Annotated in this window: 12 protein-coding genes; 10 read left to right on the forward strand and 2 right to left on the reverse strand. The window is 68.6% G+C overall.

Annotation, left to right across the window (positions count from 1 at the left end):
- Nucleotides 1–282: GNAT family N-acetyltransferase (locus AC1VAN_RS01975; protein WP_480985170.1), on the reverse strand; the 282-nt coding region annotated here is incomplete at its 3' end.
- Nucleotides 283–336: 54 nt separating this feature from the next.
- On the opposite strand from AC1VAN_RS01975, the gene AC1VAN_RS01980 reads away from it, so the two are divergent.
- The 10 genes from AC1VAN_RS01980 to AC1VAN_RS02025 all read left to right on the forward strand — a co-directional run bounded on the left by AC1VAN_RS01980 (nt 337) and on the right by AC1VAN_RS02025 (nt 12,103).
- Nucleotides 337–1,272, forward strand: a complete 936-nt coding sequence (locus AC1VAN_RS01980; RefSeq protein ID WP_480985171.1) for a TIGR03571 family LLM class oxidoreductase — start codon at nt 337–339, stop codon at nt 1,270–1,272.
- Between the two features lie 121 nt (nt 1,273–1,393).
- Nucleotides 1,394–1,723, forward strand: a complete 330-nt coding sequence (locus AC1VAN_RS01985; RefSeq protein WP_235189905.1) for a DUF3817 domain-containing protein — start codon at nt 1,394–1,396, stop codon at nt 1,721–1,723.
- 152 nt (nt 1,724–1,875) lie between these two features.
- A complete protein-coding gene (locus tag AC1VAN_RS01990; protein WP_032975324.1) occupies nt 1,876–3,072 on the forward strand; it encodes an MFS transporter in 1,197 nt (398 codons plus the stop codon).
- On the forward strand, nt 3,069–4,262 hold the full coding sequence (locus AC1VAN_RS01995; protein WP_032975325.1) for an isochorismate synthase: 1,194 nt from the start codon (nt 3,069–3,071) through the stop codon (nt 4,260–4,262). The genes AC1VAN_RS01990 and AC1VAN_RS01995 overlap by 4 nt, the downstream gene beginning before the upstream one ends.
- Nucleotides 4,259–5,911 (forward strand): (2,3-dihydroxybenzoyl)adenylate synthase, encoded by a 1,653-nt coding sequence (locus tag AC1VAN_RS02000; RefSeq protein WP_442252165.1) that lies wholly within the window; start codon nt 4,259–4,261, stop codon nt 5,909–5,911. Before AC1VAN_RS01995 ends, AC1VAN_RS02000 begins: the two co-directional genes overlap by 4 nt.
- Nucleotides 5,911–6,543 (forward strand): isochorismatase family protein, encoded by a 633-nt coding sequence (locus tag AC1VAN_RS02005; RefSeq protein ID WP_025878587.1) that lies wholly within the window; start codon nt 5,911–5,913, stop codon nt 6,541–6,543. The genes AC1VAN_RS02000 and AC1VAN_RS02005 overlap by 1 nt, the downstream gene beginning before the upstream one ends.
- Nucleotides 6,543–6,800: a phosphopantetheine-binding protein gene (locus tag AC1VAN_RS02010; protein WP_032975329.1), complete on the forward strand. Its 258-nt coding sequence runs from the start codon at nt 6,543–6,545 to the stop codon at nt 6,798–6,800. Before AC1VAN_RS02005 ends, AC1VAN_RS02010 begins: the two co-directional genes overlap by 1 nt.
- Nucleotides 6,797–10,675 carry an amino acid adenylation domain-containing protein gene (locus AC1VAN_RS02015; RefSeq protein ID WP_480985172.1) on the forward strand — a complete coding sequence of 1,293 codons (3,879 nt, stop codon included), beginning with the start codon at nt 6,797–6,799 and terminating at the stop codon, nt 10,673–10,675. The genes AC1VAN_RS02010 and AC1VAN_RS02015 overlap by 4 nt, the downstream gene beginning before the upstream one ends.
- A complete protein-coding gene (locus AC1VAN_RS02020) occupies nt 10,666–11,430 on the forward strand; it encodes a 2,3-dihydro-2,3-dihydroxybenzoate dehydrogenase (RefSeq protein ID WP_480985173.1) in 765 nt (254 codons plus the stop codon). Before AC1VAN_RS02015 ends, AC1VAN_RS02020 begins: the two co-directional genes overlap by 10 nt.
- A gap of 229 nt (nt 11,431–11,659) precedes the next feature.
- Entirely contained in the window at nt 11,660–12,103 is a 444-nt protein-coding gene (locus AC1VAN_RS02025) for an REP-associated tyrosine transposase (protein WP_032975334.1), read from the forward strand.
- On the opposite strand, the gene AC1VAN_RS02030 is transcribed toward AC1VAN_RS02025, so the two are convergent.
- Nucleotides 11,991–13,073: esterase-like activity of phytase family protein (locus AC1VAN_RS02030; protein WP_480985174.1), on the reverse strand; the 1,083-nt coding region annotated here is incomplete at its 5' end. The two genes, AC1VAN_RS02025 and AC1VAN_RS02030, sit on opposite strands and share 113 nt — an antisense overlap.

A 13,073-nucleotide genomic window follows, 5' to 3' on the forward strand; every position in this document is an offset into this window, starting at 1 on the left:
ACCGATGCCTTGCCCCTGCAGCTCCGGCGCGACGAACAGCATCGCCAGGTGCTGGCCCGCCTTCAGTTCCACCACGCCGACCACACGGCCCTCCTGTTCGGCCACCAGGATGTGGTTGTCACCCTGCAGGCGCTCGGCGAAGGCGCTGGCTGCGGCCACGTTGCCGAAGGTGGCGATGCCCTCGGCGGTAAGCATGGGCGCAACGGCTGCATTGAAGGCCGCCATGCACACCGCGCTGATCGCGGGCAGGTCATCGACGTGGGCGGGACGGATCCTGGGCATGCGCTGTACTTCCTGTTGTGGGACGCCATCAATGCCCCACGCTAAGCTGGCGGCATGACTGATTTCAATCCTGCCCATGCACGTCTGTTTCCAGAGCAGGGCTTGAGCCTTGGCCTGATGACGCCGGTGGCCGCGCGCGGCCTGGCCGATCCACTGGAGGCGTGCCGCGTCGCGCGGCTGGCCGACGATCTGGGCTTTGCTGCGCTGTGGACCCGCGATGTGCCGCTGATGGTGCCGCAGGGGCCGGATGCGACCGCCAGTGCGCTGGATGATCCGTTCCTGTGGTTGGGCATGCTGGCCGCGGCGACCGAACGCATCGTGATCGGCACTGCGGCCATCGTGCTGCCGTTGCGGCAACCGCTGCAGGTGGCGAAATCGGCGCTGACGCTGGACCGGATCAGCGGTGGACGCTTCGTGCTGGGGCTGGGCTCGGGTGATCGACCAGAAGAGTTCGCGGCCTTCGGCGAGGACCTACAGGGCAGGGCGGGCACCTTCCGCGAGCGCTGGTCGCTGCTGCGTGCGGCGCTGTCCTCCGAACCCYCCGAGCGCGCGCCGGTGTTGCAGGCAACCGGTGGATACGACGTACTTCCCGCGCCGGCAAGGCGCATTCCGATGCTGGTGGTCGGTACCGCGCGGCAAAGCCTGCAGTGGATCGCACGCGAGGCCGAAGGCTGGGCGACCTATCACCGCGAAGAGACCGCGCAGGAAGGGCGCATCGGTCTGTGGCAGCAGGCGCTGGCCCAGAGCGGAGGCGCGCCCAAGCCATTCGTGCAGTCGATGCTGCTGGACCTGCAGGCCGATCCAACTGCGCCGGCGGAGCCGCTGCCGCTGGGCCTGAAGGTGGGCCGCGATGGGCTGCGGGGGTACCTGCAACGCGTACACGCGCAGGGTGTGGCGCATGTGATGTTCAACCTGGTGGACAACGGCCGACCGGTGGACGACGTACTGGGCGAGATCGGCGAGCACGTCCTGCCCGATACGCGTCGGTAGGTGTCCACCTTGGTGGACAGAGCTCTACCGTTCGCCGGGCATGGCCCGGCGCTACCCTCGGTGTTCGGATCGTTCGCATCTGCGTATCATTCGCATTTGATATCCAGCGCTGGAGCCCTGCGTGACCCACCGTAACCCGCTGCACCCGACCGGGCGCCTTTTCGCCGTCGTCGCCTTCATCGAGGCCATCACCTGGGCCGGTCTGCTGGCCGGCATGTGGCTCAAGTACGGCCCGCAGGCCAACGTCGCGCTGGTGAAGCTGTTCGGGCCGCTGCATGGCGTGGCGTTCCTGGTCTACGTGGCGGTGACTCTGTTTGCGGCGCTGCGCCTGCGCTGGCCATGGTGGGCAACGGGGCTGGCGTTGCTGGCTGCGGTTCCGCCGCTGGTGACCCTGCCGCTGGAGTGGTGGTTCAAGCGTCGCGGCCTGCTGTCGGTACGCGCAGGGCAGTGATGCACCCGCAGGTGCGTGCCCGTCAAGCGAATGGGTATCAAATGCAAATGCGAGCCGTTATCATTTAAGGATGACGTCGCCGCCTGACAGGGCGACGTCGCGCGGGGTGCGGATGCGCCCGGCGTTCCCTCCCTGGTTACGGTTGGTGTTCCATGCATTCACGTCCCGTGGTTCCCGGCTTGCCGGCGCTGGTGTTGGCTGCCCTGATCGGCACCATGGCGATGATGTCCTTCGTCGCCGTCATCGGCCCGGTGGTCCGCCTGCTGGGCCTGTCCGAATGGCATGCCGGTCTATCGGTCACGGCCGCAGGCGTGTTGTGGATGCTGGCCGCGCGCCCGTGGGGCCAGCTCAGCGACCGCATCGGCCGCAAGCGCGTGCTGATGCTGGCGATGAGTGCCTACACCGTGGTCTACATCGCGCTGGCGGTGTTCATCGATGTCGCGCTGCAGACAATACCGCCGATGCTGGTCTCGGTGCTGGTGCTGGTCGGTGCGCGTGGCCTGATCGGCCTGTTCTACGCGGCTGTGCCGCCGACCGCTGCCGCGCTGATCGCCGACAAGGCACCCACCGGCCAACGTGCGAAATTCCTCGCCCGCCTGGGCAGCGCCAACGCGCTGGGGATGGTGCTGGGTCCGGCTGCTGCCGGATGGCTKGCCTACAAGAACCTGCCGCTGGCGCTGTACGTGGCTGCGCTGTTGCCGCTGCTCGCGCTGGGCCTGCTGGCCTGGCGCCTGCCGGCCACGCCGACGGTGGCAGCCGCACACAGCCGCAACCGCGTACCACTGTCGCGCCTCGACCGGCGGCTGCGCCTGCCGCAGATGGCCGCGTTCGTGGCGATGGTGTCGGTGACCATCGCCCAGGTCACGGTCGGCTTCTTCGCCATCGATCGCTTCGGCCTGGATGCAGCCGAAGGTGCACGCATGGCCGGCATCGCACTGACTGCAGTCGGCGTGGGCCTGATCCTCGCGCAGGGGCTGGTGATGAAACTGGACGTGCATCCCCGGCGCTGGATCATCCTCGGCGCACTGATCGCAGGCATCGGCTTTGCGTCGGTGGCGGCGGTGCAGCAGACCTGGCAGTTGCCGGCGGCCTACGCGCTTGCAGCGTTCGGCATGGGCTTCGTGTTCCCCTCGTTCCAGGCGTTGGCCGCCGACGCGGTGCAGGCGCACGAACAGGGGGCGGCGGCCGGCACCGTCGCGGCGGCGCAGGGGCTGGGCATGGTGGCCGGGCCGATGCTCGGCACCCTGTTGTATCGCGGCGGCGCCAGCCTGCCTTACCTGCTGGTCGGCGTGCTGCTGCTGGTGCTGTGCGTGCTGGCAGCAGCGTATCGGATGAAGGAGACCCCATGAACGATTCCCTGATGCAGGGCGCGTGGCCGGAGGCTGCGTCGATGCTGCCCGAGCCCACCGCCGAAGCGTCGCTGTTCCTGCTGCGGCAGGCCGATCAGCAGATGCACGCGCGCGGCTGCCGCGCACCCTTGCCGACCGGTGCGCTGGCGACGCTGGCCGAGCGCGTGGCGACGTTCTTCGCGCAGCAGCGCGGTGGGCCGGGCCTGCTGGTCGGCGCGGTGCCGTTCGAGCCGCGCGCCGATGATGCGTTGTACCAGCCCGAGCGCCTGCTGCCGGCATTGCCCGTACAGTCGCAGGCGGCGCCGGCGCTGTCCGGAGCGCTGACTGCCGAGCCCTCGGCGCAGGCGTATGCAGCGGCCGTGGCCGACGCGGTCAGCGCGATGCGCGCGCCGGACCCGGAGCTGCACAAGGTGGTACTGGCGCGCAGCCTGTTGGCGCACACGCAGCAGGCGCTGTCACCGGAAATGCTGCTGGCCCGCCTCGGCACCGATCCTTCGGTGGCGACCTACGCCGTGCCGCTGCCGGTGGACGTTGGCCAGGCGCCGGCATGGCTGGTGGGGGCGACACCGGAGCTGCTGCTGCGCAAACGCGGGGCGCAGGTGCTGTCGCATCCGCTGGCCGGTTCGGCCAGGCGCAGTGCCGATCCGGTTGCGGACGAGCGCGCCGCGCAGGCGTTGCTGGCATCGGCGAAGGATCATGACGAACACCGGCATGTGGTCGACGCCATTGTCGATGGCCTCTCGCCCTGGTGCAGCCATATCGAAGCGCAGCCACGCCCGGTGCTGCACGCCACCGCCAGCATGTGGCATCTGGGTACGCGCATCCACGCCACGCTGAAGGACGCTGCTACGTCGGCGGCGACCCTGCTGGCCGAGCTGCATCCCACCCCGGCCGTCTGCGGTACCCCGCGGCTGCAGGCACTGCAGCGCATCCGTGCGCTGGAACCGGTGCCGCGCGGTTTCTATGCCGGTGCGGTGGGCTGGCTCGATGCGCAGGGGGACGGCGACTGGTATGTGGCGATCCGCTGCGCGCGCCTGCAGGGCACCCAGCTGCGCCTGTATGCCGGCGCCGGCATCGTCGCCGACTCGCAGCCCGAGGCCGAAGTGGCCGAAACCGCCGCCAAGTTTGCTGCCCTGCTGAACGCATTGGGCGTGCAGGACCCGCTGTCCCTGATCGAGGTATCCGCATGACGCCGTCCACCGTTGATTCGCGCCTGCCACTGCAGCAGCAATGGCCTGAAGCGCTGGTCGCGCGCTATCGGGCCGCAGGTCATTGGCGTGGCGAAACCTTCCCGGGTTTCCTGCGCGAACGCGCCGAGCGCCATGCCGATGACATCGCGGTGGTGGCTGGCGATGTGCGCCTGAGCTATGCGCAGCTCTGGCATGAGGCCGGGCGCATCGGCGCCGGGCTGCTGGCGCTGGGCCTGCAACCCGGCGAGCGCGTGCTGGTGCAGCTGGGCAATACGGCCGGTTTCATCGCAACGGTCTGTGGCCTGTTCCGCGCCGGGCTGGTGCCGGTGTACGCGCTGCCGGCACATCGCATCACCGAGCTGGCCCACTTTGCGCGCAAGGCCGAGGCCAGTGCCTACATCAGTACCGATGTCCATGAAGGATTCGATCATCGTGGCCTGGCGCGCGCGCTGCAGGCGGAAGTGCCGGCGGTACGCCACGTGCTGATCGACGGCGATGCGGCCGAGTTCGTCGCGCTGGAATCGCTGCAGGGCGATCGCAGCCAGCTGCCGGCCGATCCCGATCCGCAGTCGGTGGCGTTCCTGCAGATCTCCGGCGGCAGCACCGGGCTGTCAAAGCTCATTCCGCGCACGCACGACGATTACATCTACTCGTTCCGCGCCAGCAACGAAATCTGTGGGATCGACCGCGACAGCGTGTACCTGGTTGCGCTGCCGGCAGCACACAACTTCCCGATGAGCTCGCCGGGTTTCTTCGGTGCGCTGTACGCCGGCGCCCGCGTGGTGCTCAGCCCGGGCCCCGGCCCGGATGCGGCGTTTCCGTTGATCGCGCGCGAGAAGGTGACCTGCTGTGGTCTGGTGCCGCCCCTGGCGCTGCTGTGGGCGCAGGCGGCGGCGACCAGCAGGCACGATCTGTCCAGCCTGCGGGTGCTGCAGGTCGGGGGAGCGAAGCTGGTGCCGGAAGCCGCGCGGCGGGTCATCGATGGCCTCGGTTGCACGTTGCAGCAGGTGTTCGGCATGGCCGAAGGCCTGGTCAACTACACCCGGCTGGATGACCCGCAGGACCTGGTCGTCGCCTGCCAGGGCAGGCCGATCAGCGAGGATGATGAAGTGCGCGTGGTCGACGACCACGACCAGCCCGTTGCCGAAGGCGAGGTCGGTCATCTGCTCACGCGCGGTCCGTACACCATCCGCAGTTACCACAATGACGCGGCGGCCAACGCGCGCTCGTTCACCGACGACGGCTTCTACCGCACCGGCGACCGCGTGCAGCAGCTGCCCGGCGGCTATCTGGTGGTGCAGGGCCGTGCCGGCGACCACATCAACCGGGCGGGCGAGAAGATCTCCGCCGAGGAGATCGAAGACCATCTGCTGGCCCATCCCAGCGTGTTCGACGCCGCCGTGGTCTCCATTCCTGACGACTACCTGGGCGAGCGCAGCTGTGCCTTCGTGATCCAGCAGGGCGAGGCCATCAAGGCGCCGGCGCTGAAGGCGTGGATGCGCGGGCGTGGCCTGGCCGCCTTCAAGGTGCCCGATCAGATTGTTTTCGTGGACAGTTTCGACACTACGGCGGTTGGCAAGATCAGCCGCCGCGAACTGCGCGCGCTGCTGCGCGCGCGTCATCTGCAACAGACAGGAGGAACGCGCTGATGGCGCTGCCCCGCATTACCCCGTATTCCCTGCCGACCGCTGCGGAACTGCCGCAGGCGCGAGGCGCCTGGCGTCCCCAGCGTGATCGTGTTGCCTTGCTGGTACACGACATGCAGCGCTATTTCCTCGCCGCATTCGACGCCGGCAACGCACCGCTGCAGCCGGCGGTGGACAACATCGCGCGCCTGCTGGGACATTGCCGTACGCACGGCATTCCGGTGTTCTACACCGCCCAGCATGGCGACCAGGACCGTCGCGACCGCGGCCTGCAGGCAGACCTGTGGGGCCCGGGCATGGGCCGGCGTGCCGACCACGAGCCGATCATCGACGCACTCGCGCCGCAGCCGGGCGAGCATGTGCTGGTCAAGCACCGCTACAGCGCGTTCCAGCGCAGCAATCTGGAAACGCTGATGCGCGTGCGCGGCCGCGACCAGTTGCTGATCACCGGCGTCTACGCGCACATCGGATGCACCGCGACGGCGGTGGAGGCGTTCCAGCGTGACATCGAGACGTTCATCGCTGCCGATGCCGTGGCCGATTTCTCGCGTGCCGACCATGACCAGGCGCTGCACTGGATCGCCCGCACGTGCGGCGTACCGATGACCACCGACCAGCTGCTGGAGGCAATGTGATGAACGCGACGACCGAAACCTTGACCCTGGAGCGCATGCGCGCCGACGTCGCCCGCGTGCTGGACTGCCACGCGGCTGACATCGGCGATGATGACAACCTGATCGATCTGGATCTGGATTCGATGCGCATGCTGGGGCTGGTGCTGGCCTGGGGCAACACCGGGCTGCCACTGGAGTTCGCGCAGCTGGCTGAGCACACCACGCTGCGCCAGTGGTGGGCGGTGGTGCAGCAGCTGCAGGCCGCGCAGACGTCATGAGCGGATCGCCGCTGCCGCTGACCGAGGCGCAGGCAGGGCTGTGGTTTGCCCAGCGGCTGGCACCGCAGAATCCTGCATTCAATACCGCGCACGCGGTGTGGATCGAGGGTTCGCTGGATGTGCCGGCGTTCATCGCTGCCGCCAACCAGGCCGCCGTCGAGGCCGAGGCGCTGGCGTTGCGTTTCGCCGAGGCCGAGGACGGCCAGCCCGTGCAGTGGCACGAGCCCGCGCGGGTGCCATTGCTGCAGCTGCGCGATGTCGCCGCGGCCGATGATCCGCAGCAGAYGGCGCGCGCGGCGATGCTGGCTGACCGCTGCAGCGCGGTCGACCCGACCCGCGACCGGCTGAGCCAGCAGGTGCTGTTCGACCTGGGTGGCCAGCGCTGGGCCTGGTACCTGCGCGTGCATCACCTGGCCACCGATGGCTATGGCATGGCGCTGTTCACTGACCGCGTCTGCGCCCTGTATGCGGGGCGCACCGGTAGTGCGCTGCCAGGGTTGGCGGGCGTGCTGGCCGATGATGCCAGCTACCGCAGTGATGCGCGCCGCGACGTCGACCGGCAGTGGTGGTTGCAGGCGCTGCAGGGCGCCCCGGCCTCCACCGGCCTGGCCGGCACCGCCGCGGCCAGTGACGATGCACTGCGCTGGGTGCAGCCGGTGGACCCCGCCTTGCGCAAGCGCCTGCTGCAGGTCTCGGCATCGTGGCTGCAGCCGTGGCCGGATGTGCTTGCCGCGTTGGCCGCCGAGTATGTGCGTCGCATGAGCGCGTCCGAGGAAGTCGTGCTCGGGGTGCCGTACATGGCGCGGCTTGGCAACGCGGCGGCGCGGGTGCCGGCGATGGTGATGAACGTGCTGCCGCTGCGGGTGGCGGGCGGCGAGGGCGGTGTCGAGGAATTCTGCGGGCGCATCGGGCGCCAGCTCAGCCAGAGCCGCAAGCATGGGCGCTACCGTGGCGAACAGCTGCGTCGTGACCTCGGCCTGGTCGGTGCACAGCACCGTCTGCATGGGCCGTTGATCAATGTACAGCCGTTCTACAAGCCGCTGGCGCTGCCGGGTGTGCAGGCCTCACTGGAAGTGCTGAGCACCGGCCCGGTTGACGACCTGACACTGGGCTTCCGTGGCGATGGACAGACCCTGCTGGATCTGGAGATTGAAGCAAACCCGGCCCTTTATGGCCTGGATGACATGAAGGCGCATGCCCGGCGGCTGCTGCATTTCGTGTCGGCCGCGCTGCTGGCCGAAGACATCGCGACGGTGCCACTGGCCACGCCGGAAGAATCGAAGCAGGTCGTGCATGGCTTCAATGCCACCACGCATGCGCTGCCTGACACCACCCTGGCCGAACTGCTGCAGCAGGGCATGGACCGCGATCCGTCGGCAGCGGCGCTGGTGTTCGGCGATACGACGCTGGACCATGCTGCGCTGGAGGCGCGCAGCTTCGCCCTGGCCGCGCAGCTGCGCTCGCTGGGCGTGGGCCCGGGCACGGTCGTTGCCGTAGCGCTGCCGCGTTCGCTGGAACTGGTGGTTGCGTTGCTGGCGGTGCTGCGTGCAGGCGGCGCGTACCTGCCACTGGACCTTGCCCATCCCGCGGAGCGCCTGGCGCGCATCCTGGCGTCGGCGCAACCGGTCTGCGTATTGGCAGAGGCCGGCGTGCAATCCCGTCTTTCAGATGTGCYGGTGCTGCCGCCGGAGCAGTGGACCGACGTGAGCTTTGCCGCACCCTGGCCGGGCCCGATGGGCGACGATGCGGCCTATGTGATCTATACCTCCGGTTCGACCGGCGAGCCCAAGGGCGTGGTGATCGAACATCGCGCCATCGTCAATCGCCTGCTGTGGATGCGCGAGCACTATGGCATGGGTGCCGACGACCGGATTCTGCAGAAGACCCCGGCAACGTTCGACGTATCGGTCTGGGAATTCTTCCTGCCACTGCTGTGCGGCGCGACGCTGGTGTTGGCGGGGCCGGACGCACACCGCGACCCGACCGAGCTGGCGCGATTGATCCGCGTCCATGGTGTCACCACCGCACATTTCGTACCGTCGATGCTGGATGCGTTCCTGGCTGCACCGGCCTCACAGGACCTGCGGCTGCGGCGCGTGTTCACCAGTGGCGAGGCGCTGGATGCCGCACTGCGCGACCGCTTCCATGCGCGGGTACATGCCGAACTGCACAACCTCTACGGGCCGACCGAAGCGGCAGTGGATGTGAGCTGGTGGCCGGCGTCGGCCGATGACCGCTCGCGCCCGGTGCCGATCGGTTTCCCGGTCTGGAACACCCGCCTGTATGTGCTGGACGCACGGATGCAGCCCGTGCCGGTGGGCGTGGCCGGTGACCTGTACCTCGGCGGTGTGCAGTTGGCACGCGGCTATCTCGGCCGCCACGACCTGACGGCCGAGCGCTTCCTGGCGGATCCGTTCCTGCCGGGTGAGCGCATCTACCGCACCGGCGACGTGGCACGCTGGCGGGGCGACGGTGCTGTCGAGTACCTGGGGCGCAGCGACCATCAGGTAAAGCTGCGCGGCCTGCGCATCGAACTTGGCGAGATTGAAGCAGCGTTGCGCGAGCTGCCTGGAATGGACCGGGTGGAAGTGCTGTTGCGCGATGATCTACCCGGCGAGGCGCGGCTGGTCGCCTATGTGCCGACGGCGCTGCTCGATGCAGCGGCGCTGCGCAGCCATCTGCTGGCGCGGGTGCCGGACTACATGGTGCCGTCTGCGTTCGTGGGCGTGGATCATTGGCCGGTGACCGCCAATGGCAAACTGGACCGGTCTGCGCTGCCGAAACCACGGCAGCAAGAGGCCGCCGGGCAGGCGCCGCGCACGCCGCTGGAGCAGGAACTGGCCGGGCTGTTTGCACAGGCGCTGGGGCGTGAACTGCCGGTGGCGGTTGATGTGGATTTCTTCAGCATCGGAGGCGACTCCCTGTCGGCCGTGCACCTGCTGCTGGCCATCGAGCAGCGCTGGCGTTGCGAGCTGGGGCTGGGTGCGCTGTTCGCGCAACCGACCGTAGCCGCGCTGGCGGCACGCATTGCCGAGCCGCCCGCACGCGCCGATCACGCGCTGGGGCCGGTGATTGCGCTGTCGGCATCCGACGAGGCAACCGCAGCCCCCCTGTTCGTGCTGCACCCGGCAGGCGGCATTGCCTGGAACTATCGCGCACTGGCCCGGGCGCTGCAGCCAACGCGCGCGGTGTACGGGCTTCAGTCACCCGCGCTCGACCCCACGCAACCGCTGCCAGGCAGCATCGAGGCCATGGCCAATGACTATGTGCAGCGGGTGATCACGCTGCAGCCACAGGGGCCGATCCATCTGCTGGGCTGGTCGGTGGGGGGCATCCTCGCGCAGGCGATGGCCGTGCGCCTGCACGACATCGGCCGCGAGGTCGGCGAACTGGTGCTGCTCGATGCCTATCCCAGCGAATGCTGGCGTGCCGAACCGGAGCCCGACCCGATCGCGGCGCTGCGGGCGCTGTTGGCCATCGCCGGGCATGACCCGGACGCGCATCCGGAACTGGACGATCGCGAGCGCATCCTCGCCTTCCTGCGGCGCGGCGGCAGCGCGCTGGGCAGCCTGCCCGAGGTGGTGCTCGACGGCGTGGTACGGGCGGTGACCGGAACCAATCGACTGATCCGCGAACACCAGCACCGACCCTTCGTCGGAACGCTGGCGCATGTGCGGGCCGGACGCGATCATCAGGCACGGCCGCAGTTGCAGTCCGCGCTGTGGAAGGCACATGCGCTGCAGGTGGATGCCATCGAGCTGCCGTTCCTGCACGCCGAACTGACCGGGCGTGATGCGGTGGCGCAGCTGGCACCGTGGTTGTCGGCGCGGCTGCAGCAGTGGGACAGGCAACAGGAGAGTGCAACATGCAGCTGACGGGTTTTGAAGGGAATGTGGCGCTGGTGACCGGCGCAGCCGGCGGTATCGGTGCGGCGCTGGTGGGGCAACTGCTGGACGCAGGGTGCCGGGTCGTGGCAACCGATCGCGAGCGACCTGCGCTGGCAGCCGACGATGGTCGCRTGCAGGCTTTCGCACTGGACGTCACCGACGGCGCGGCCGTGGACGCGCTGGTAAACCAGGTGGAAGCCACGGTGGGACCGATCATGTTGGCGGCCAGCGTGGCGGGCGTGCTGCATGTCGGCGAGGTCGTGGACACCCGTGACGCGGATTGGCGCAGGGTGTTCGCGGTCAATGCCGATGGTGTGTTCCATGTGGGCCGCGCACTGGCACGGGTGATGTCGCCGCGCCGGCAAGGCGCCATCGTGACCGTCAGTTCCAACGCGGCGGGCGTGCCACGGCATGGCATGGCCGCCTATGCCGCCTCGAAGGCGGCGGCGACGATGTTCACCCGTTGCCTGGGCCTGGAGCTTGCACCGTTGGGCATCCGTTGCAACATCGTTGCGCCGGGCTCCACGCTGACCCCGATGCAGACCGGCATGTGGGAAGACGAGCAGGGCGCGGCACGGGTGATCGCCGGCAATCCGGCCACCTACAAGGCGGGCATCCCCTTGCGCAAGCTGGCCACGCCGGAGGACATCGCGCAGGCGGTGATGTTCCTGCTGTCCGAGCAGGCCGGGCACGTGGCGATGAGTGACCTGTACGTGGATGGTGGCGCCACGCTGCGCGGGTGACGGGGCCGGGCACACCGCCGGGCGGGGTTCATGGGTTGCCGGCCAGCGGCCGGCACTACCACGGGGCAGGCCCGATGGGCTTGTGCGTTGGCATGGGTTGCCGGCCAGCGGCCGGCACTACCATGGGGCAGGCGCGATGGGCTTGTGCGTTGGCTTGGGTTGCCGGCCAGCAGCCGGCACTACCACGGGGCGGACGTGACGGGCTTTTGCGTTGGGTAGTGCCGGCCCCATGAGCAGCGATCTCCTGCGCCACGGGCGGCGCTCCATCATCGGTCAGGTATATGTGCTGACCACGACAACATGCCAGCGCCGCCGACGCTTTGAATGCGGCGCTACCGCAGGCTGCGTCTCCAGCCAGTTTGAGGAACTGGAGCGACAAGGCCTGGTCCAGTCACTGGCATGGGTGGTGATGCCGGATCATGTGCATTGGATGTTGCGACTGCGTGCGTCGGAGCTGTCGGGCATCGCCCGCCGGTTCAAATCATCCAGCGCGTTGGCCTTGAATCGGCTGGTCGGTCGCCGCGGCGTGGTCTGGCAGTCCGGGTACTTCGATCATGCGGTCAGGGCAGAGGAATCGTTGCATCGCCAGGCTCTGTATATCCTGGGAAATCCCATTCGAGCGGGCCTGGCCAGGGAGATTGGCCAGTATCCCTATGCGTGGTCGATCTGGTAGTGCCGGCCGCTGGCCGGCAACCAGGCGCGCCCTGCATGCGGCAGTTGCGGGCGGTGAAGTCGTTGTCGTTGCCGATCAGCAGCAGTACGTCGTTCGGGTGCTCTGGATCAAGCGCCGGCAAGACGTCCATTGCTTCCCACTTCTCCGACAGCAATCCCGGGTGAGGGCCACGTCCTGTATCCAGGTCCAGCCCGGCCCGGGCCAGCTGCGGCCGGTCGAGCAGGTTCAGCACCTCTTTGACGTTGGCGGGCACGATGCCGGTCTTCAACATGGCGTCAGCGGGATCGGCCAGCACCGATGCCGTGCCGGTCTCATAGGCCGTGCCCACCAGATTGGAGGCCTGCGCCACGTTCACCAGCAGCACCGATTTATAGACGATCGGGTCGTCGCCCTCCTTGCCCAGTCCATTGCCATCGCGCGCCAGCATCAGGAAACGCTCGTTGTCCAGCGCACGCAGCTCGCTCTGTGCAGCGGTACGGTCGAGCTTGCCTTTGCCGTCGTGGGCGTAGGCGGGCAGGATCATCACATGGTGGCCCACCGGTTGCGTCGGCGTCGGGTTGGCAGACACGTCGTAGACCAGTACGCGGGTGTTGATGCGGCCGGCGGCATTGCCCGCCGCGCTGTCCTGCATCAGCGCGCTCTGCAGGGCAACGAACAGCCGTGTGCCGTCGGGCGACAGGCCCATGCCTTCCACGCCCTGGTTGTTGCGGCGCCCGGTCTGCGGCGGAGCCAATGATCCAAAGGCAGGCTTGCCATCACGTTGTGGCTGGATCGCCTGCGGCGGCACGATCACGCCCTGCAGCTGGCCCTGTGCGTTGAAGTAATAGACGTTGGCGGTGTACTCGTCGCCGATGTAGAAGTGGCCGTCCGCAGTGAACTGCAGCGATTCGGCATCAAGTGCGACCTTGCCGGCCCCCGCGCCCACGGCGGGGGAGGGCAGCACCACGCCACGCTGGATGATGGTGTGATC

This window comes from Stenotrophomonas sp. 05L44_2, assembly GCF_056665995.1.